Source organism: Micromonospora sp. NPDC005220, from assembly GCF_040607895.1.
Classification (GTDB): domain Bacteria; phylum Actinomycetota; class Actinomycetes; order Mycobacteriales; family Micromonosporaceae; genus Micromonospora.
In genome coordinates this window covers 22,790-42,403 of sequence record NZ_JBEXHP010000020.1, presented here as the reverse complement: position 1 = coordinate 42,403, position 19,614 = coordinate 22,790, and the positions used below count along the sequence as shown (strand labels likewise).

The 19,614-nt window shown below is 67.0% G+C and carries 17 protein-coding genes and 1 pseudogene; 4 read left to right on the top strand and 14 right to left on the bottom strand.

Going from position 1 to position 19,614, the window contains the following annotated elements; translation table 11 throughout:
- Positions 1-209: 209 nt before the first annotated feature.
- The 3 genes from ABZU52_RS11725 to ABZU52_RS11715 all read right to left on the bottom strand — a co-directional run bounded on the left by ABZU52_RS11725 (position 210) and on the right by ABZU52_RS11715 (position 3,549).
- Positions 210-1,706, bottom strand: coding sequence for a hypothetical protein (locus ABZU52_RS11725; protein WP_354971021.1), 1,497 nt, complete (start codon positions 1,704-1,706; stop codon positions 210-212).
- 122 nt (positions 1,707-1,828) lie between these two features.
- Positions 1,829-2,062 (bottom strand): hypothetical protein, encoded by a 234-nt coding sequence (locus ABZU52_RS11720; RefSeq protein ID WP_354971020.1) that lies wholly within the window; start codon positions 2,060-2,062, stop codon positions 1,829-1,831.
- Positions 2,063-2,295: 233 nt separating this feature from the next.
- Positions 2,296-3,549: an ATP-binding protein gene (locus ABZU52_RS11715; protein WP_354971019.1), complete on the bottom strand. Its 1,254-nt coding sequence runs from the start codon at positions 3,547-3,549 to the stop codon at positions 2,296-2,298.
- A gap of 209 nt (positions 3,550-3,758) precedes the next feature.
- Between ABZU52_RS11715 and ABZU52_RS11710 the strand changes: the two are divergent.
- Positions 3,759-4,313: pseudogene (locus tag ABZU52_RS11710) on the top strand (transposase family protein); the annotation flags it as partial.
- 22 nt (positions 4,314-4,335) lie between these two features.
- Positions 4,336-4,599: a GNAT family N-acetyltransferase gene (locus tag ABZU52_RS11705; RefSeq protein WP_354971018.1), complete on the top strand. Its 264-nt coding sequence runs from the start codon at positions 4,336-4,338 to the stop codon at positions 4,597-4,599.
- Between the two features lie 358 nt (positions 4,600-4,957).
- Here the strand turns inward: ABZU52_RS11705 and ABZU52_RS11700 are convergent, their stop codons facing one another.
- The 11 genes from ABZU52_RS11700 to ABZU52_RS11650 all read right to left on the bottom strand — a co-directional run bounded on the left by ABZU52_RS11700 (position 4,958) and on the right by ABZU52_RS11650 (position 16,534).
- Positions 4,958-5,827 (bottom strand): hypothetical protein, encoded by an 870-nt coding sequence (locus tag ABZU52_RS11700; RefSeq protein WP_354971017.1) that lies wholly within the window; start codon positions 5,825-5,827, stop codon positions 4,958-4,960.
- A gap of 194 nt (positions 5,828-6,021) precedes the next feature.
- The gene (locus tag ABZU52_RS11695; protein WP_354971016.1) at positions 6,022-7,125 is read right to left on the bottom strand and encodes a hypothetical protein; all 1,104 of its coding nucleotides are present in this window, start codon (positions 7,123-7,125) and stop codon (positions 6,022-6,024) included.
- A gap of 1 nt (position 7,126) precedes the next feature.
- A complete protein-coding gene (gene fxlM / locus ABZU52_RS11690; protein WP_354971015.1) occupies positions 7,127-9,199 on the bottom strand; it encodes a methyltransferase, FxLD system in 2,073 nt (690 codons plus the stop codon).
- 14 nt (positions 9,200-9,213) lie between these two features.
- A complete protein-coding gene (locus tag ABZU52_RS11685; protein ID WP_354971014.1) occupies positions 9,214-10,503 on the bottom strand; it encodes a lanthionine synthetase C family protein in 1,290 nt (429 codons plus the stop codon).
- Positions 10,500-13,610 carry a lantibiotic dehydratase gene (locus ABZU52_RS11680; protein ID WP_354971013.1) on the bottom strand — a complete coding sequence of 1,037 codons (3,111 nt, stop codon included), beginning with the start codon at positions 13,608-13,610 and terminating at the stop codon, positions 10,500-10,502. Before ABZU52_RS11680 ends, ABZU52_RS11685 begins: the two co-directional genes overlap by 4 nt.
- A gap of 93 nt (positions 13,611-13,703) precedes the next feature.
- Complete coding sequence (locus ABZU52_RS11675; protein WP_354971012.1) at positions 13,704-13,862, bottom strand: FxLD family lanthipeptide; 159 nt, start codon at positions 13,860-13,862, stop codon at positions 13,704-13,706.
- Between the two features lie 137 nt (positions 13,863-13,999).
- Positions 14,000-14,833 carry a hypothetical protein gene (locus ABZU52_RS11670; RefSeq protein WP_354971011.1) on the bottom strand — a complete coding sequence of 278 codons (834 nt, stop codon included), beginning with the start codon at positions 14,831-14,833 and terminating at the stop codon, positions 14,000-14,002.
- A gap of 62 nt (positions 14,834-14,895) precedes the next feature.
- Positions 14,896-15,558 (bottom strand): GNAT family N-acetyltransferase, encoded by a 663-nt coding sequence (locus tag ABZU52_RS11665; protein WP_354971010.1) that lies wholly within the window; start codon positions 15,556-15,558, stop codon positions 14,896-14,898.
- Positions 15,559-15,577: 19 nt separating this feature from the next.
- Positions 15,578-15,850 carry a hypothetical protein gene (locus ABZU52_RS11660; RefSeq protein WP_354971009.1) on the bottom strand — a complete coding sequence of 91 codons (273 nt, stop codon included), beginning with the start codon at positions 15,848-15,850 and terminating at the stop codon, positions 15,578-15,580.
- Between the two features lie 109 nt (positions 15,851-15,959).
- Complete coding sequence (locus ABZU52_RS11655) at positions 15,960-16,292, bottom strand: hypothetical protein (RefSeq protein ID WP_354971008.1); 333 nt, start codon at positions 16,290-16,292, stop codon at positions 15,960-15,962.
- Positions 16,289-16,534: a hypothetical protein gene (locus ABZU52_RS11650; protein WP_354971007.1), complete on the bottom strand. Its 246-nt coding sequence runs from the start codon at positions 16,532-16,534 to the stop codon at positions 16,289-16,291. The genes ABZU52_RS11655 and ABZU52_RS11650 overlap by 4 nt, the downstream gene beginning before the upstream one ends.
- 564 nt (positions 16,535-17,098) lie before the next feature.
- Here ABZU52_RS11650 and ABZU52_RS11645 point away from each other — a divergent pair.
- The gene (locus ABZU52_RS11645; RefSeq protein ID WP_354971006.1) at positions 17,099-18,472 is read left to right on the top strand and encodes a tetratricopeptide repeat protein; all 1,374 of its coding nucleotides are present in this window, start codon (positions 17,099-17,101) and stop codon (positions 18,470-18,472) included.
- A complete protein-coding gene (locus tag ABZU52_RS11640) occupies positions 18,472-19,449 on the top strand; it encodes an aminoglycoside phosphotransferase family protein (protein ID WP_354971005.1) in 978 nt (325 codons plus the stop codon). The genes ABZU52_RS11645 and ABZU52_RS11640 overlap by 1 nt, the downstream gene beginning before the upstream one ends.
- Positions 19,450-19,614: the final 165 nt, after the last annotated feature.

The window sequence follows — 19,614 nt, the reverse complement described above, 5'->3', positions numbered from 1 at the left end:
TGGGACGGCCGACGAGGGTCTGCTCAGCATCGCGTGTCATGATTCGATCACCCTCTTCTGCCGAGAACAGTGCAGCCGATCATGCAGCCGAATAGCGGGCGCTGGATCTGGACGCTACTGCGCCTACTGCGCTGCCCGCCACCAGGCGAATCCTTGACCTCCGGCTGAACTGCTGCTGCAGGAAGAATCGGAGTCTGGTCAAGCTTCGGCTAGCGGACCGTGTCCGAGGAAACCCCTGCAGCGGTAGCGCGGGACGTGCCGGCATTGAGTGCGATTTCGAGGGGAATCGGATCGGGGTGAGAATCCTCCCAAGGTTCAGCAACTGTTGGCAGCATGCGAATCAGTGCATGTCGGGTACCGGCCTCACCGGCGAAATCTTCAGATAGTTGTCGGATCGCGGTGCGCGTCTTGGTCTTCATGGTGCCGATTACTCCGCTTTTCGACTTGACCTTTACCTCAATCACCTCGTCAAGGTCGGCGACACCGAGGTGGTCGTAAAGAAAGCCGCGTAGGAATACGTTCATGAAGTCTTGTCGAACAACCTTGATGATCTCGTCCCAGAATGTGTTGCGATCTGAGATAAGCGTGGCTTCATCGGCCAGGCCAGGCTCACTGATCCGATGAGTGGTAATCAGCTGTATGGGTTGTGCAAGCGTTGCCCATATTGAGGGGAAGAACGGTGCGAGTGCTTGCAAGGAGAGTCTGTCATCGTTGTCAAGAGTGAACCCGGCTTGCTGTTCAGGCAGCGTATCGATGAGTCGCTCTATGTATGAGTCGTGATTTCGACCCGTCATGAACGCAAGGTGTTTCACCGATGTAGTACTCTCGAACAAGCTTGTGAAGAACCGAGCGACGCCAGGCGCGTCAAGTTCGTTTGCGGGGACGAGGTTGAGCTGCCGATTTTCGGTATAGGAGTACGGTTCATCGGCTAGTGACGCGAACGCTTCCCTTTCATCGTCCTCGTGCGAGTCTCCGAGAGTTACCGTTCCGCCTTGGAGTAAACGGCTGATGAGACCGATCTTAATGTTGTGGCGCGCTTCCGCTTGCGCTTGGGCTTCGTCGGTAGCCATGAGTTTGCCACTAACGGATCCTTCGAGCGCTGTACGGAGATTTTCAATCTGTTGTGCAAGTAGGCGACTTCCATGGGCGTTGACGACTGAGTATTCTTCGTCATTCCACCGAACTATCCAGAAATAGCCACCGCCGTAGTACGCAGGCTCGACGCCAAGAACACCTCGACGGAATTGCTCCTGCGCGGCCTGACTTACCTTGTCCTCGCTTGCGATCGCTCCGGCCTCGCGTGCTCTATCAAGCAGGTTTCTGCCGTCGAATATGAATAAGCCTCCGTCCTTTTTTCGGAGCGACTCGTAGCTTCCGCGCACGTTGCCGTTCACGCCGCTGAGCGCTACCAGGATGCCGATCGCGGCAGGCGTTTCGCATCGCTGGATGAAGAGCTTTCCGAGGAACTTCTGCCACGTGGGAAGGTTTACCGGATCCTGGTAAGCCTTTGCTTCGCACACGACCGGCGTAACATGGTCTGCGCCGATTACGGAAAACTTGCGCTTGGCGGTGACATCAAGCTCGTTCCCGCCGGATCTTATTACGTTGGAATACACCTCCACGTAGCCTTGACTTTCGAGTTCGGTGTGTACCAGTGCCTCAAGCTGGGCGCCCTTATCATCCGAACTAACTCCCAAGACAAGCATCGCGGCGCCTTCCGTCGAGAGGGCAAGAGGCGAGTAGACACCACGAGACACTACCCATCCGAACTGCAACGAGAGAAGCCGGGCACGCTGACATTCTGATTTAGTTCTGACGGAACGCGCGCCTACGCCGCATCGCGAGCGATCTTGGCGTCCGCGCATGCCGTCGTCCGGGCGTTCGGTGGGTAGACGCGCTGGGGATGCGTGCGCTGGGGAGCTCCGAACTCCGGCAGGCACTCACCGAACAGCGCGACCTCTTCGAAGCCCGCAGGAAGCCTCCTCGACACCGCGTTCACCGAGAGCCAGGCCTGGACGGCGGTCCTCGCTACGCCGCCGAAGGACGCCAAGACCGCCTCCACTTGGCGGCACTCTTGCACGAACAGTCGTCGCCTATTGACACCGCTATGGCATCGCCGGCAATGCCGCGCTTGATGCGCAGGCTACGAACGATGCGCAGAAGATCGGCGCCGCCCGAGCACGCGCCGCTCTCGAGCGAGCACGGAGCCTTCAAACCGAACGGCAGGAACAGGAACACGCCCGCCGCAGCGGAACCGAGCGGATCGGGCGGGCGTTGTGACTGCGCGGAGCTGAGCTACGACGATTCGTCGCGCGCGGGGGGCTGGATCATCCACACGTTCGAGATGCCACCCTGGTTCACACAATCCTCGGCGAAGTCGTGGACGTGCCAGTAGAAGTCCAAGGCGGGCTCTACCGCGTTGACGGTCGTCTCGACAGGCGTGTAGCGGTGCAGGGGCGTCGAGACGCCGTCGTAGATGAAGCCCGCGTTGTCCCTCGTCAAGATCACCAGCGGCTGTTCGCCAATCCAGTCGATCCCAAGGCGCACGTCATACTCTTGGTTGTCGGTAGCCTCGGCGGTGATTCGGATCAACGCCATGAGGTCGGCGATCGCGCATTCGATCGCAGGGGACTCAACCTGCCAGCCCTCGAAGTAGCCGTCGCTGCTCATGCGGTGGCCGCCGATCGCCGCAGCAAGAGTCACCGAGCCGTCGTGATGGATACTGATCCACGATTCCTTACAGATAGATCGGTCTCCCGTCGCGGTGTTCACCGCGACCCAGCGACGGAGCCCAGGTCGAGGATTGAGCCGGTCCACGCTCTCCAGCGGATGAACGCCGCCGCGCCGCGCGTAGGTCAGCGCCAGCCTTTCGGTCTTTGTCAGGACGTCGCGAGCTTGGTCGCGGTTCAGCCGCTCCCGAAGACGAGGGATGCGCGGGTGGGCGACAGCGATCAGCCACGCGCGTTTGCCAGTGTCACGGCCGGCGGAAGCCTCGGCAAAGAGCGCGTCCAACGCCTCGGTCGCATGACGGCGCTCATCGAACCGAGCGCGATACATCGCCTCGATCTGGCGCTCTCTCATCCACACCGTGTCCGAATCGTTGCGCGCCGGAGCGCCGAAGTATTCGTTCCGATAGATCAGGTGTGGTCCGTCGATGCTTCCGGGAACCTCAACCACGACAGCGCGCTTCCCCTCGGAACCAAGACGGTGAATCACTAGGCCGAAGACGGGCGGAGAAATCGCCGTGATCGCTGCGCTGCGCAGGGAACGTTCGTATGCCTCATCGAGTTCACCTACGTCGGCCCGCGCGGTCGCGGCCTTCTGTTCCTCGCGCACCCCGAAGACGATCACGCCGCCGCCGCTGTTCGCCATCGCGGCGACGTCTTTAGGAAAGTCGGTCTGCGGCAGGCCCTTGGCCGGCGGGAGCTCAGACTTCCAATCCAAGTCGTTCGCCTCAATCACGCCAGCGGCCACCGCAGCGTCAAGGAGCTCGTCGGTCAACGGACCGGGGCCAACCCCGAGTGAGCGGTGCAGTGCGGTGAAGGTCATGCTCAAAGCGTAGGGATGGCCTACGACAGTGAGCGTTGACGCTAGGAAGCCGGTCTACGGGTTGTTGTCGGTTAGTCGTACGCTGAGCCTTTTCCAAGCTGATCCTGCAGCTCAGGGCGGGTGCAGCGAGCCCGGAGATCGATGAGGGCTAGGCTTTAGGTAAGACAGCCCTCGACCAAGATTCGATGCCCCGACCGGGAGCCTCGCCTGTGCTGTCCTACCCCTCGACGATCCCTCTGTCCAGCCGGACCCTGAACCACCTCGCCGACCGCACCCGAGCGCACCGCACTAGCACCGATCCCGGTGGCGGCGCCTCGACCCGGGCAGGTAGGCGCTGCTCGCCCTGGCCCATCTGTCGCAACGGTGACACCTACAGCCGGCTCGCGGCCGGGTTCGCCGTCGGTGTCGCCACCGCCTGGCGCTACGTGCAGGAAGCGATCTTGCTGCTCGCCACAGTCGCCGAAAACCTGGCCACGGCGATGCGGCGCATCCGCCGCCTGGCGTACGCGATCCTGGACGGCACGCTGATCCCGATCGACCGGGTGGCAGACCAGAAGCCGTACTACTCCGGCAAGCACAAGCGCCATGGCGTAAACGTTCAGGTCATCGCCGACGCCGCCGGCCGGCTCGTGTGGGCATCACCGGCACCGCCGGGCTCGATGCACGACCTTACCGCGGCCCGCATCCACGGCATCATCGACGCCCTGACCAGCACGGACGTGATGACCTTCGCCGACAAGGGTTACCAGGGCGCCCGGGGCAGCGGTCGCCGGCGAGGTGATCGGGATGGCCTGGCTGGCAGTACTCGACCGTGTGCCCACAGCAAACAAGTACGCCCGGCGCGGCGGTGACGTACAGTCCGTGTTCGTCGTCGCTGAGCTGCGCGACCGCCGGGTCGGCGCGCTGCTGATGTCGGCCGTGCTGAACGAGGCCCGTCGCCTTGAGTTGGAGCACGTGACGGTGCACTCCAGCACCCGGGCGATGCCCTTTTACGAGCGCAACGGCTTGGGTCACGATCCCGAGTGGCTCAGCTGGGCCCCTGAGGCGTAGAGCCGCCGCCCGTGCCGGCCCACCCAATCGGCCCGGTACATCGTGTCGCCGGCCCGACGCAGCTGCCCACGCCGCGCCACTGCGATCGCGCAAACCCTCCTCGTCCTGCCGAAGCGAACCGCTACGCAGGATGAAATGGCTCGCTCAGTGGCGAGGACCTGTACCGGCGGGCGTCGTAGTCGGCCACTCCGGCGGCTTCTGCTCTACTGCGGGTCCGTCGGGATGAGCAAGGCGCAAGACCGCGCCCCGGGCATCGCAAACCAGGCGTGCGCATGTCCTCGACCACTTGACCGCCGCCCGGCTCGCTGGTGACGAGCTCATCACGATTCGCGCCCGCGCTTGATGATGCGAGGCGACCTTACCCTGGATGATGCCCGAACGGAGGTGGTGAGGCGTTCTCCGCCTCAATGGAGGATTCGCCTACCTGCGGCTGCTTGATAAGCGATGGTGCTATCGACTCAGCCGTCGTCACCGTCTCCCAGAGGCCGTCAATGTCCATCACGTTGGCCCCGCCTATCTGCTCGGCTGTAGCCAGAGCGGCGCTGACGATTTCCCGCCGCGGAATCGACTTGCCAGGGAGCAGGGGAGCGGAAAATGCGGCGACGAGAATGAGACCACGCGCGAGCTCGTTAAGGGCTAGTAATAAGCCAGCCTCGTTGAAGACCCCACCCATGCGAGGAGGAATGCGCGGATCATGACGCTGTGGCGTTCGACCAGGGTGGCTCCCGAAGGAACTCAGTTGTCGATATCGCTCCTCAGGCGTCGGGATGGGCTTCCCCGCCTTTTCCAGGGCGACGCGAACACGTACAGCTGAGAAGTCCCGACGACGGGCGCTTTCGTCGCCATTCCTCCAGTGATCTATCGATGCTGGCTCAGCCTTGAACAGGGCGAGCAAATTGGCGCGCTCCCCCACAAACCTGCTGAGGCTGAGCGCCTCGTCGTAAAATCCCAGGTAGGCCAGCCGCAGGCCGGCGCGTACAGTCCCGCACGAGCCCGCGACGGCATGCTCTACCAAGTGGTCACCGTTGGCGCATCCCCACCAACAACTGCCCGCGCGGTCGAGCCATGACAGCAGGGTGCCCAACTCCACCACCAGAGCAGGTGCCCTCTTGCCAAGGAAGGGCAGCCTCTGCCTCGTCAGGGCGTCACAGGCATCTTCCTGGCTACGAACGATTTGCATGAAGTCTGTACCGACCGGAATATAAGGGACTTCATCAGGGGCACTCACGTCATACGCCTTTGCTATAGCTGGCTTCAATGCACCAAGGATACCTAGCGTGTTACGGCACGCCTTCCGGTGTTGGGTCGGCCCGCCTGTTGACCCCGATCTTCCTGTTGAACCCCTCCCGCCGGTGCGCGGACCGCTGCGGATCGCTCGTTACGCTTTTCGGTAGGTGGCGATCCGTCCCTCTCCGTTCGGTACTAGTTGGCGTGTCGTACCAACCGGTGAATCACCGAACTGCTGATGGTCAGGGGCTGTAGCAGGCGATCGAGGGTGACCGCAAGCGTCTGGCTGCTCGCGGACCCACCTGCTCGCCGCATGTCGGCAAGCACAGCTTTGGACTGGGCGTCGATGACGCTGAGGATGCGCTCGTGCTCCAGTAGTTGACCCGCCACGTAGGCGTCCTTGGTAACGAGGGCCTGTCCAATCAGGTCCCTGGCTAGGCTGCGAGATTCAGTCTTGTCCACGCCACCTGCCGCGTCGATGATCGAGAGGGCTAGGCGGATGTGGAAGAGGGCAAGGCTGGGTATGGGCGTTAGCCGTCGGTAGCTATTCAGCATCGCGTCGAGGAGGTCCTTCTCCGGGTCCCCGACGTTGCTCAGGTAGGCCAGGCATGCGGTGACGGCCTCTTCCCAGGGTTCGCCGCGGGCGGTTTCGGCGATGATCGTGCGTGCTTCCTTGACCTCGCCAGCGACGAGGTGCGCGATGATCGCGACCTGTCGGCCGTCGAGCATCCGTTGGCCGATGCCCTTGTGGCGCTTGAGATGCTCGTATGCGTCGTGCCATCCGCCGACGCTGGTCAGGGCGCGGGAGCCGTCCGCGAGGAGCACGCCCCAGAGCCACTGCCGTACGTCTCGATGGTCATCCTCGTTCCGGGTGAGCCTGCTCGCCGGCAGGGGGTAGTCGTCGATCAGGGTGTCCGTACGCGTGGAGACTGCGTGGAAGAGGTCGGCGAGAATTCGGTGGGCGGCATCGCCGTTGCCGTCTCTGATCTGCAGGCGAGCAAGGTTCACCAGCGGCTCCAGGGCATGCCGCGCCGCCTGCGCACCCAGGGGGCGTGCGGGCAGAAGGTAGGCGTCGGCGTGGTCGTGGCACCACCTTCGCGCCAGCTCGGCCTGGCCGCAGTCGGAGGCGACGAGGGCTGCTTGGTTGAGCACTGCGGAGGCCGCCGACAGGTCGTCCTCACGCTGTGCGCGGTCGGCGAGCGCGCAGAGGTCGTCGATGCGGGCGGACAGTGGTTTCGCGGCAGGCCGCGGCCGGGCCACCAGGGGGAACCGTCGTAGGAGCAGGCCGTTCGGGTCCATGTCACTGCCATGCGACGGTGATGGGGTGGTGCGGCCGAGGAAGAACGAAGCGTCCGACTGACGGGTCTGCGTTGCCGGGGACGTCGGGCACCTCGAAGCGGACGTCACGCGAGCGGTAGTCGGCATCCCAGAGGCTGATTTCCTCGCTGACCTGCTGCGCCAGGTCCTTGCCGCCGGGCCCGTGACCGATGACGCCGACTTCGTACACCTTGCCGCCGTCAGGCGTCGGGGGCGCCGGGCGGAGGGTGAGGTATGCGAGGTCCTGGCCCCGGGTGGTGGCCATCGCGCCCCATCGGAACATCGGAGCGACGACGCCTCGTTCCGTGGCCTGGGGCTGGACGTTCATTCGCATGATGGCGTTGTCGAGGCGGCAGGCCAACCAGAGGTCCATCCACTCGAACGAGACCATCGGCGGGAAGAGCACGGCGGTCCACATCACGTGTCGCTCGGATTCGAGTACGCCGGCGAGCGCCGTGGCGTCGACGGTCTGGTCCTTGTTGACCTGCAGGGTTACATCCTGCTCGGGGTTCAGGGTGACCAGTCGCCGGGCGTCGTCGCCGATGCCACGCAGCGGCATGAAGACCGCCAGTTCGCTGCCGTTGTCGCGCCATCCGCCGTTGTACCGTTCGAAGATGATCGAGCGGGACGCGGCGCCGCGCAGGCGGAGCGGCACCACCAAGCGGCCGCCCGGGGCGAGCTGATCGAGCCACGGTGTCGGCGTTTCCCAGGCGCCGACGGTGGCGATGATCCGGTCGTAGGGGGCGCCGGCGGGATGTCCGAGCGCTCCGTCGCCGTGAACAACCTCGACGTTGGCGACGCCTGCGGCAGCGAGGTGGTCGCGAGCCCCGGCGACGAGATCCTCGTCGACGTCGATCGTGACGACGTGTCCGGTGGTGCCGACGATGGCCGCGAGCAGGGCTGCGTTGTAGCCGGTCCCGGCGCCTGCTTCCATGATCCGCTGGCCGGGGAGGGCGTTGAGCTGTTCAAGCATCATGGCGACGATGCGGGGTTGCGACGCAGCGCTGATGGACGTGCCACGGCCGTCGGTCTTGGTGTAGACCGGTGCGTCGGCGTAGGCCTGCTCCAGCGGGACACCGGGCAAGAACAGGTGTCGGGGTGTCTGCCGCACCGCAGCCTCGACCCCGGAGGCCCGAATGATCTTCTCTGTGCGTAGCTGATCCGCGAGCTTGATTCGCAGGTCGGCGGGCTCGGCGTGCGTGGTCATTTGGGCGACGCTAACGGCTGGCAGCGTGGGTTCTGAGGTCGACACGGCGCTCCTTAGGGGGTTGAAAACGGTTTCTACCGCGAGGGCGGCGAGGATGGACTGGTCCTGTACGGACAGGCCGATCCGGTTGGCGTGGAAGATGACGTGGTGGGCGATGACCGCGCGGAGGCCCCGTCGGAGGCGGCCGTGCCGTGCTAGGTCGGCGAGTTCCTGGCCGGCCGTCTCGAACGCGTCGAGCCACGTGCTGTAGCTCGCGAGTGGGCTGTCCGAGGTAGGACGGGCGAGGCTGCGGACATCTGCGGTCATGAGCCGCTTCACTGCCCGGCCCAGCGCTGCAGCTGCCTGATCCGGTACGGCTGAGGCGGGTCGATGCTCGGTGACCTTGGCCCAGACGTCGCCCTGCTCGTACCAGTCCAGGCCGGCGCCGCGCATCAGCACGCTGCACAGCAGTACGGCGAGTTCGCGCCTCCCGAGCGGAGCCGACTCCGCGCAACCAGGCTCGAGGAGCAGGTGCCGGGAGTCGTCGTGGAAGAGACGGTGCGCGATCTGCATGCTGGCCGTGCCGCCGAACGCCAGCGTCTCCGGCTCGTAGACGCCTCGGGTCCAGCTGATGATCAGCTTGTCAACGTCGAGCGTCTCCAACAGGTCCTCGAACGTGGAGGAGGTGGGGTCGTCGGCGACGTATCGCCACCGCCACGAGGGGTACTTGCGGATGTACCACCAGTTGTGCAGGACGCCGTCGTCCTGGGCGGTGGCGAGTGCAGGGGCGAGCAGGGTGGTGGCGACGCGTTCGGCCGTCGCGGGATCGGCGAACTCGACCGTGTACTGCCGCCAGGCGGGTGTTGGCATCGGACTGGGCATCCTCACGTGAGTGGGCGGTTCGAGAGCGAGCTGAGCAGGCAGGAGTCCCAGGCGCTGCCCGTTGATGCCGCGCTGCCGTAGCTCAGGGCGGCCAGCGCGACCCCCGCGGCGCCGTCCAGCAGTCCAGGTCGCGAATGGTCACCGAGCAGAGCAGCGGCCGTACGGTGAGGGTCGGCTCCTGCCGGCCCGACTTTGTTGAGCAGGCGCGGAACGAGGGCGGTCAGGCGACCGGTGGTATCGGGAGGAGCGTCGGAAGCGGCGCGCTGAGCAAGGTGAGCGAGACCCGCGTACCCGTGGCACAGTGATGCGTCCGTGACCACCGCGAGCTGGTGGGGGTCGCTGAGGGCGCATGCCAGCGCCTCCTCGGCGAAGGCGCGACGGACCGGGTCACCGACGGCGATCCCAGCGAGCTGCTGGGCGCGCGCCAATCCGGCGGTGCCGTAGCACCACGACGGCCGCTGGGCACGCGCGGTCGGAGCACGACCGGCGCGGAGCTGGGGCCTGCTGATCCAGTACGGCCAGATCGGGCCCGCGTCAGTTTCGCCGCGCCACCTGTCCAACCAGTCGCAGATGGTGGTAACCGCGGCGACCTGGCCCTCGACGACGACGCCTCGCAGGGCGGCGAGCGACAGCAGGGCCAAAGGTCCGCCAATGCCATGAGCCATCCCGATGTTGCCGTGACCGCCGGGGAACCGACCATCGACGCGTCCGTCGGGGCCGCTGTCAGCCCACCAGCCGGGTAGCACCTTTTCGTCGCAGGACAGGGGAGCGGTTAGGCGGACCAGGTACTCGAGTACGGCTCGTAGTTCCTGATCGTTGGCGGGGCGGCGCAGTAGGTAGGCGCCGATGCCGGTGAGGCCTCGGATGGCATCGAACTCGGCCAGGGCGGGCAGTACGCCGGCGTCGATCCGGGCGTGGGCGGCCGCCACTCGGCGTCGGGCGTCGGCGGCGATGGCTACGTCCAGGTCGTCGAGAGCACCGGCGTACGCACCGGGATGGCGGACGGCAGCGCAGGCAAGGACATGCGCCAGCGCCGGTGCGCCATGGAACGAGTGGCTGGCCGCGCCCGTCGTTACCGGGCCACTGGTAACAACGGCGAGCCATCGGTGGGCCCGTTGCCAGGGCCTTAGCCCTGCCGCTGCCAGCTCGACGTGCAGCAGCGCGATGCCGGGTGCGCCGAGGGCGAGCGACTGCCGCCACCATGGTTGGTGGGTCGGTAGGGCGGGGTCGTCCGGATGGGCCAGCAGGTCGCCGACCGCGACGGCCAGCTGCTCGCCGTGGGCCGGGTTCACGAACTGCTCCGGGCGAAGTAGGCGAGGGCAGCAGCGCGGGCGAGGTAGCGGCACTGGTCCTCGTCATCGAAGTCGATGCCAACCGCGCGGATGAAGTGGGCGTGCAGGAGCGAGCCGAGGACGTCGTCGACGTCGACCCCTTCGGTGTGCGGGCCGGGCAGGTGGGTGCGGTAGGCGGCGAGTGCCACGTCCCGGGTTTTCCAGCCGTCGACGATCGCGGTGCCACCGTCGAGCTCGCGAAGGGCCGCCCAGTCGTCGCCGGGGTGGGCGAGCCGCACCGCTTCACGGAACACCGGTCGGGCGATCGGGTGTGGTGCCGCCGCGGGTACATGGTCGATCAGCCAGCGCATGCCCGCGTCGAGGCCGCCGGCGTACGCGATGGCGATGGCGGCGGTATGCGCGGCGACCAAGGCCTGACGGCTCGGGCGTGCCGGCTGCCGCAGGTGCGTGACTACCGCGTGCGAGTCGGCGATGAAGACCGCCTCGGCGGCTCGCATCGCCGGGCCGGAGCCCCACCGACCGGTCTCCGGATATGAGGTGGCGTACTGCACCTCCCGCAGCAGACCGCGCAGACGGAGGTCGTCGGCCCAGACACTGACGCGTTGCGCCGCAGGTCCGAAGGCGGACACGTCGGGGAGCACGATTCGTAGCCGTAGGTGTTGGTCGGGGTCTCGGAACCGAAGGAACCACCAGTCGGGCGGTACGTCCCATTCGGCGAGGAGGCGCGGCAGGTGTTCGGTCAGGAGCAGGTCCTGGCGGCGGATGTCCCCGTAGAGCTTGGCGAGCAGGATCCGTGAGGCGGCCGGCGTCTGCCCCTGGTCGCGCGTGATGACGCGCGCTGGGGTCGGCGGGGGAAGAGGTGGCCAGGGCGGCGGCTCGGAAGCGTGCAGGGCGACGATGACCTCGTGCGCCCGCCCGCCGCACCATCCGAGGCTCTCCGCGGTGGGCGCCTCCGCGAGGATCGCTCGGGGCGCGGAAAGCAGATGGGTACGCAGCAGGACTCGGTGCGCCGACTCGTCGAGGTCCAGCGGCAAGCGCCGGTCGGCCTCGACCAGATGCACCAGGCGCGGCAAGCGGTGGCGAATTCGCCACCGGTCGAGAGCGTCGTCCCAGGCGTACCAGGGGTGGTTGCGGTCGGGCAGCTCGGTGGCCTGCAGTCGCCACGTGGCTGGTGCCAGGATCGTTCGCCCGTACCGCAGTCGGGGAAGGAAGGGCACCTGCGCTCGCGCTGCGGCACCCCAGTTGAAAGCCGTCACCTGGGCGCACTGGGCACGCCCGACCTCGACAATGAACCGTGCCAGCGGCGGCGTGTGTATCCGCAGGTTGAGCGCGTGCATGCCGACCGCCTCGACCCGGTGGCCTCGCTCGGGGACCGCCAGGAACATGCGCCGGCCATCGCAGCCGACGGCCAGGTCGTCGACGGTGAGTACCGACCGCGACGGCCGACGGTGCTCGGCAAGGCTGATCACCGTCGGCAGAATCTGAACAGCGCGCGCAACGTGTGCCGTCGCCGGGTCCAGCGGCGAGAACGAGAGCTGCACAGGCACGGTGTCCCGGTCGCCGGCGGGCAGATCGGTGAGGCCGGCGGCGATTCGCCCGGCGTCGGTCGACCGCAGGACGCTGAGGAACCTCCCGGCCAGTCCGCCAGCCGCCCGGGAGACGCCGACCACCTCGATCCGGAAGTCACCCCGTGCCAGGGCGACCTCGTCGGCCGCCTGAACGCGGATGCTCGCCTCCAGGTGCGGGGGGAGACGAAGCCGCTGCGGACCCAGCTCCATCTGTGCGATCAGCGCATCGTCGAGGACAACCTCGTCGGTGCCGTCCAGGGCAGCGCGCTGGGCGATGGCGAGCAGGGCCTCGTCTCGTCGGGACATTGGGGGGCGGGGCTCCGCCGGTGCGGCCCCCGGGTACCCGTCCGGAAATCCGAGTCCGCTGTCCGGGTCGACGACATCCCGCAAAGGCACCAGTGAACCGAGCCCGTACCGCTCGTAGAAGCGCTGGTGATAGGCCTTCCAGGCGGTGGTGCCGTAGGGGTGGGCGCTCAATCGCGTCAGGACGAGGGCGGCCCGCTCGACCTCCCGCGCCACCTGGTCGGGAAGTGTCACCGAGGCGTCCAGCCGGAGGTCCACCGCGAGAGGCTCGTGCGTCGACAGTGCGAGGCCCCGCATCTGCGAGGTCACCTGTCGGCGTGCCGCCCGGGCCTCCTCGGACTGCGCGCTGTTGTGCCGGTGCAGCCCGAGATGGGCCTCGCGCAGCACCCGGACGATGTCGGCGACCACGGGGACCGTGGAGGCACCCACCTCGTCTAGTTGGAGCAGCAGGTAGCCGAGTGCGTCGGGTTCAGTGCTGGGTGCGTGCAGGTTGGTGATGAGGGCGCCAAGGGTGATCAGCTGGGTAACCGTCGAGGTCACCGTGGTCGCGCTGGCGTTGGGGAACGCGGCATGTACCTGTGAGGAGAGCACCTCCACCCGGATCGGGCTGTGCGCGGCGGCGACGGCAGTCCGTACCGGCGCCGAATACCGCAGCGACACCTCCGCTGCCGTCGGTCCGCCCTGCGGCCGAGCTTGCGGCTGATAGGGAATGACGAGCCGGTCGTCGCGTACGGTCATCGTGTTGTTCGCGACCACCGCGAGTTTGGTGACCACCTGAGGGCATGTCTCCAGGTGGGTGATCACGTTGGTGATCCACGCCGCACCTGCCCGCGCCACGGCCTGGTGCGAGGTACCCCACCGGCTGGGCAACCGAGACCCGAACACAGCTGGCGCCACTCCCGCGAGGAGACCGAACGGGGTCGGCCGGCCGAGTAGACGCTGCGCATATCGAGCAACGGCCTGGATTACCCGCCGTGTCTCACGGGTCGTGAGCGCGTTGTCCGCACACAGCTTGCCCACCTGCTCGGTGAGGACCGGACTGGCCTGGCTCACCGCATCGGCCACCGTGTCGATGGCCCAGACCTGGCGTAACCAGGCGACCCAGGCGGGCACCAGATCGGCGCGCGGCTCGGTCAGGTCCGGCCACGGCGGCAGCTCGATGTCAGGTTGGGCAACGGCGCGGACGAGCGCGGTGTGGGTTGATCGGTAGGCGGCGGAGCCTTGGGGAGAGCGCACACTGCACCTCAGCGAGGATCTGGGCGGGTTGCCGGCCGGCGCGAACGGAACTGATGCTTGCCGTCGTGCCGGCCGGCGTTGGAAGGTTGCCGGTCAGGCGACGTTGGTGGTGCAGGCGGTGCAGGTGCTTCCGCAGCCGTCGTCGGTCAGGTTGACCAGACCCGCGAGGTCGGCCACCTCCAGGAGGCTGACGTCGAGGTCGAACTCGTCGTCGCTGCCGATGGCGGTCTGCTCCAGGGTGCCGTTTGCCATTTCTCCTCCGATCCGAGAACCCGGGCCGAACTGACCCGGGGTGATGCCGAGGTGGTTGCCTCATGGCGGCGGTGCCACCCCTACCGCCCCCTTTGCGGGCGGAGCTGCGCAGCTGGTAGCTGTCGGGCGTTGGTGGATCAGGGCCGCGCGGAAATTCCGGCGCCGTTGGTCCTGCCGCGTTCGAGGATGAGCACGTACGAGAACAAGCCCGGCCGACGCTCGGTCAGTTCTTCCCGAGCGGCGAGGATCTCCCCGTTGCGCGGGTCGATCACGAGCTGGGACGTCGACCCGTCGGCGGACACGGCGAAGCCCAGGCCCCTGCGCCCGACGACGTCGCTGGTGTGGCCGAGGTACGTGATCCGGGGGACAGACGCGAGGACGCGCAGGACTGTCGCTCGCTGCTCCCGATCGAGGTATTGGCTCGCCGCGAGAGTGACGATGCCCCCGGCGAGCATTCGCGGGTACGCGGGCTCGGCCGCCAGCTCGCGCGGTGCCAGCGCGCCGGCCAATGTGCCCGCGTCGGTTGGCAGGGGTTCGGGCAGGTATGGATGCAGGGTGTTCGCCAAGTGCCGCGTCGAGGTCTCAGGCGCGTGTGCGAGCTGCTTCGGCTCGTCGCGTCCTGGCCGATGGGTGACGCCCGCGAGCTCGGGGAGACGACGGACGATCTCCTGACCCGAGCCGTCCGCGTCGTGCCGCCAACGCCGAAGATCCGTCCGGGTGATCGCATTGGTCGCGCGGGCCCAGGTCTGAATGTGCAGGTAGGTGTAGGGCTGGCCCACGGTTTCGTCGGCCGCTGTGCCCTCGATGTTTTCGGCAAGGAGCATCAACCGTTGCTGCGGGGTCAGGCCCGGGCCGGAGGCGGAAGTACTCGCTACCGCCGCAGGCTGACTCTCGGCAGCTGACGACTCTCGCCGGACAGGCGTGTCGCCCGCAGGCGTATTCGACTGACAGCCGGTGAGCAGGAGATCCACGACAAGGCCCACGCCCAGCAAGCGGAGACCGGGCCGTCCAAGCTGGGTCGCCGCCGCCGAGGTCACAGTGACCGCCGGCGTGACAGCGGGCCACTCGCGGGAAAGCCGCTCGGCCGGGCCGCGTCCGGTTTCCCACGCCACATCCGCCAGATCGTCGGTCCGCTCGTGGGCAGGATCAAGGGTGGCCCCGCGCGGTAGCCGAGTCGGACGTACAGCTCTCGATTGCGTAGGTTGCTCGCCTCCAGGTACGCGGGCATGCCGAGCGCGTCGAGCTGGCGGTGGCTGTGGTTGAGCAACGCCGCGCCGACGCCGCGGCTCTGCTGCTCGGGCTTGACAGCGACGTACGCGAGATAGTGGTGCGGCTCGATCGGATGAAAGGCCTCGAACACCGCGTCGAGAAGGGTGAACTTCGGCGCATACGACTCCGTGGCCGCTTCCAGCGCTGCCTGATACCCCGGCGACTCTCCGAGCGGGGGTTCGGCGCGGGGGTACCAGATCGACACGGCTGACAGGTCGGCGGTGGTGTCGACGTAACCGTGATCGAGGCCGTGGTTGAGGACGAGCTCGAAGTACCGGCGGTAGACGGTGTGGCGATCGGCGTGGTCGGGGACCAGCCAATCGGCCACGGGTCCGTCGAAGAACGCCGCGGCGAGGATTGAGGTCAGGGGACCTGTGTCGTCGCGGGTCGCCTGGCGCACGGTCACGGTGGTGCTGGTGGCGGTCATGCTCACTCCCTGGCTCGGGTCAGGCCGGCTGGCGGATGGCGTCAGGACTGCGCAGGGACGCGGTTGCGCTCTCCGCGCCGAGGCCGACGGCCTGGTAGATCTCGGGCTTCGCGGCGCGGAGAATCAGTGCCCAGACCGTGCCGACGAGGGCGGCAGCGACGTACGCGGTGGGGAAGAGCCAGCGCAGTGGCGACTGCGGGGCGACGCCGAGGAGGGTGTCGAACTCGCGCACGGTGATGGCGAGGATCGCGGCCAGCGCCAGCGTGGCAAGCTCCAGCATTCCGTTTGCCATGTGTTCCTCCTTCTCGGTTCCACGGGTCTCCCTGACCCGCGATGGAGCTGGGTCTCCGTACTTCTGGAACGGTCGCCGGTACCGCCGCTACTGGCGGAGATCGAGGGCATTACCTCAGGCGCATGACCACCGTCTCGTCGGTGGCAGAAACGGTCGACACCAACTGCAGGATTGGGGTGCTCCGGGCGCGCTCAGACCGACGATTCTGAGTAGGGGTTCCGCCAGCCAGGGGCGCAGGGCTGGGATACGTGGTAATGACTCGTGCCGCCCAGAAGTAGTACTCGCACGGGAAAGGCTTGAGTTGATGGAAGTAGACGTAGCAGCCGAGACAGAAGCCGTCGTCGTCCCGATGGATGTCCAGGACAACGCGCGCGGTCGCACGGAACTCGCTGTCCGGCGGGGGCTGCGCGGCCTGGCTCCTGGCCACGTCGGCGGTCTTCACGACGGCCTCTCCTTCTCGAGGTCACCGATCTCGCCATCGATCCAGACCAGCTCGGCGCCGTGGATGAGTTCGCAATGGACAGCTCTGCTGCAGACGGCGACCGCCTGGCTGTCGAGGCTCAGCGAGACGGCGGAACCGTCGGGCAGTTCGATACCCCACGCGATGACCGCTCGGCTGTCATCGCCGTCCGGGTAACGCACCAAGGCGAACCGACGGGGAACCGTGATGTGCTCGCCGATCATGAACCGCTCCTGTCCGGTGCACGGCCGCAGGTGGGCTGCCTGCCCCTCCGGTGGCTGTGTGGCGAGTGGTCCGCGGTGGCGTGCCGGCGCACGATGGCACCGGCACGCCACCACGTCACCAGTGGTCCGGCGCCGGATCGCACGGGGGACGGCGATCCCGAACAGCACAGACCTCCGGTGTACGCGGGCGGGAAGGCTGCCGACGTCTCGGGTTAACGCCTGCCTGCTCTCCTGCCGCGTACTGGTCCGAGGCGAGCGGGCCGCCTGCACAGCACCCACCCCGAACCCGTCCAGGCCAGTGTCACGACGGTTGTCCTCACCGACCGGAGACTCGTCCGCTCCGGCCGTCAACCTCTGAGCGGGAACCCGGAGTTGGCGGTGGCGTCTGACTGGCATGGCAACGACCTTGGCCGATCCCGGTTGTCACCAGCTAGCCACCGGTGAGCGCCCCACGGTGGGCGTCTCACAGTGAGATGGCCGGCTACGGAACCCTGTGGCAGGGCGGACATCATGCCAGGGGACGACTACTCTGCGCAGTATCCGCAGCCGGAGGAGGTGACATCCATGCAGCGGGTCGTCAGACCGCAGTGGTGGCACGAGGGCGCCTATCGCGGTGTCGCCATGCGCGTACACCTCGCACGCCACGACATCGGAGCCGTCTTCGGCTTTCTGAAGGAACGGGGCTTCAGTTGGTCCTCGGTCGCGGCCGCGACGGGCTTGGGCGCCAGCCGTGTCTCAGAGATCGCCGCAGGCCGGCGCATCGTCACCGACTACGCCGTACTGGAGCGCATCGCTGAAGGACTGCTTATCCCGCGGCACTATATGGGGCTCGCACTTGACGAGCAGGCTCAGCACTACCGGCAGGGGACGTCCATCGAGCCGGTTGAAGTCGTTGCGCCACTCGATCCTCGCGAGTTGCTCGGCGTCGTCGCGAGCATCGCGGTAGGCGCCATACCCGTCGGCGTAGAGCGGTATCTGCCCGGCTCTCCGGATATCGCAGTCCCCGGCGCCGTCGGCCATGACGAGGTAGCCACCGTGCGAGCGGTGACCGCTTTCCACCGCCGACTCGACGCCGCCGCCGGCGGAGGCCGCTGCCTGCAATCCGCACGCGGTTACGTGGCATGGGCGACGAAGCTCCTGCAAGTGAGGTGCACCGAGGTGGTGACTGCCGACCTGCAGGATGCTCTCGCCGAGTTGCACAACCTTGTCGGCTGGGTGGCGCACGATCTCGACGATCACGACATGGCGCGTCGGCATCTCACTCAAAGCCTCGTGCTGGCCCGGCAGACTGACTCGCTGCCACTGCTCGCAAATTCGCTGTATCGCCTCGGGCGGGTCAGTCTGCACCAGGAGCAGCCCGCAGAAGCATTGCAACTCTTCGGCCTTGGGCAGCTCGCGGCGCAGCAAGCTGCCTGCCACGCCAGCGTCGCCATACTGCACGCAAACACCGCCTGGGCCTACGCACTTCTCGGTGCCGACCGCCAAGTCGTCGACAGCCTGGCCCGTGCACGGCGTGAGCTCGATCAGGCCGACCTGGACACCGCGCCGGCCTGGACTCACTTCGCGCTGACCGAGGCTGACGTCCATGGAATCTCGGCCGTCGCCTATTCCGCCCTGGCCCGTCACCCGGAGCACGTGCGGTACGTCGACCGCGCTGCCGAGCACTCGCACCAGGCGGTACGGCTACGCCGCCCGCAAGATCGTCGGTCGTTCATCTTCGACCTGATCTCGGTAGCCACGGCGAGTACTCTGGCCGGTGATCTCGCGACCGCTGGCGAATACGGGATGAAGGCGGTGGGCCTGGTGGCGGATGGGATGCGATCAGCTCGCGTTAACGATCGGTTGAACGCTCTGTGGGAGCTTGCCGCGCCGAAGGCCGCGCGGGAACCGGCGCTTGCTGCCCTCGGCAGCAGGATCGCCGAGCTACAGGGGGACTGATGACCACCGCACTCAGCGATACTGTCGCCGCTGAGCTCCATGGCCATCTGAGCGACGTCTGTGCTCAGGTCGGCGTGGACCCGGGTGGTGCCAGGCTCGTCAAGTACACGATGAACGCAGTCTTCGTGGCGCCGCCGTTTGTGATCCGACTTGCCGCCGGTCCCCATGCTGCGACGCTCGCCCGGCGGGTGGTGTCGGTGGCAGCAAGTCTGGAGCAGGTCGGCATGCCCACCGTGCGGTTGGCCTCCGGCGTGACTGCTCAGCCGATCTTCAGTGGGGACTGGGTTGCCACGGCGTGGCAGTACGTTCCCACCGCTGGCGACGAGCCCGAGCCGGTCGACCTGGCTGCGCCGCTTCGTGAGCTCCACAGCCTTGACCGGCTCGATGTAGCGCTGCCGCGCTGGTCGCCAATCGAGAAGTTCCGACGGCGTCTCAACGCTGCCGCTGCGCTACCACCTCAGGGAGCCAACGAGCTGGAGCGATGGTCGAGGGCAGAGTTCGGGGTTCGAACCATCGACCTGCTAGGCGATCTTCACCGCCGCTGCGACAAGGCGGAAGAGGATCTGGATCGGGTCGCCTGGCAGCTGCCGCCAGGCGTCATTCACGGCGACGCACACACCGGGAACATCCTTCTGGCGGCATCGGGTGGTGGTGCCACTGCTCGCCCGCGGCCTCTACTCTGCGACTTAGACGGAATGTGCATCGGCCCGCGGGAGTGGGATCTCGTACCAACCGCCCACGGAGCCGCCCGGTTCGGGCGCTCACGGACCGCCTACAAACTCTTTGTCGATGCCTATGGCGTTGACCTCATGGCTTGGACCGGCTGGACGGTCCTGCGCCGGATTCGGGAGCTGCAGCTCGTCACCAGCACTATCGATGCACTCGCTGGCCGCCCCGAAGTCGCCCGCGAGCTGGCCCACAGGCTGCGATCGCTCTTCGCAGACGATCTTGGAGCCACATGGCAACGCTACCGGTAGTGCTGAGTAGGTGACGGCCTTGCATCCCTGGCGTCCCTGAGGCGTGCGACACGGGGAGCTGTTCCGCTGGTGTTTAACCAGCAGGACACGCCCGGTGCGCATCGCCTGGCACGCTCGAAATAGGGTGACCAGCAGGCACACTGGGGCCTTCCGGTCGCCCCCCTT

Bases quoted from the DNA above. Each gene is read 5' to 3' on its own strand.
- ABZU52_RS11725 (WP_354971021.1), bottom strand. From the start codon at position 1,706: ATGCTTGTCTTGGGAGTTAGTTCGGATGATAAGGGCGCCCAGCTTGAG.
- ABZU52_RS11715 (WP_354971019.1), bottom strand. From the start codon at position 3,549: ATGACCTTCACCGCACTGCACCGCTCACTCGGGGTTGGCCCCGGTCCG.
- ABZU52_RS11705 (WP_354971018.1), top strand. From the start codon at position 4,336: ATGGCCTGGCTGGCAGTACTCGACCGTGTGCCCACAGCAAACAAGTAC.
- ABZU52_RS11695 (WP_354971016.1), bottom strand. From the start codon at position 7,125: ATGGACCCGAACGGCCTGCTCCTACGACGGTTCCCCCTGGTGGCCCGG.
- fxlM (WP_354971015.1), bottom strand. From the start codon at position 9,199: ATGCCAACACCCGCCTGGCGGCAGTACACGGTCGAGTTCGCCGATCCC.
- ABZU52_RS11675 (WP_354971012.1), bottom strand. From the start codon at position 13,862: ATGGCAAACGGCACCCTGGAGCAGACCGCCATCGGCAGCGACGACGAG.
- ABZU52_RS11665 (WP_354971010.1), bottom strand. From the start codon at position 15,558: ATGACCGCCACCAGCACCACCGTGACCGTGCGCCAGGCGACCCGCGAC.
- ABZU52_RS11660 (WP_354971009.1), bottom strand. From the start codon at position 15,850: ATGGCAAACGGAATGCTGGAGCTTGCCACGCTGGCGCTGGCCGCGATC.
- ABZU52_RS11650 (WP_354971007.1), bottom strand. From the start codon at position 16,534: ATGATCGGCGAGCACATCACGGTTCCCCGTCGGTTCGCCTTGGTGCGT.
- ABZU52_RS11645 (WP_354971006.1), top strand. From the start codon at position 17,099: ATGCAGCGGGTCGTCAGACCGCAGTGGTGGCACGAGGGCGCCTATCGC.
- ABZU52_RS11640 (WP_354971005.1), top strand. From the start codon at position 18,472: ATGACCACCGCACTCAGCGATACTGTCGCCGCTGAGCTCCATGGCCAT.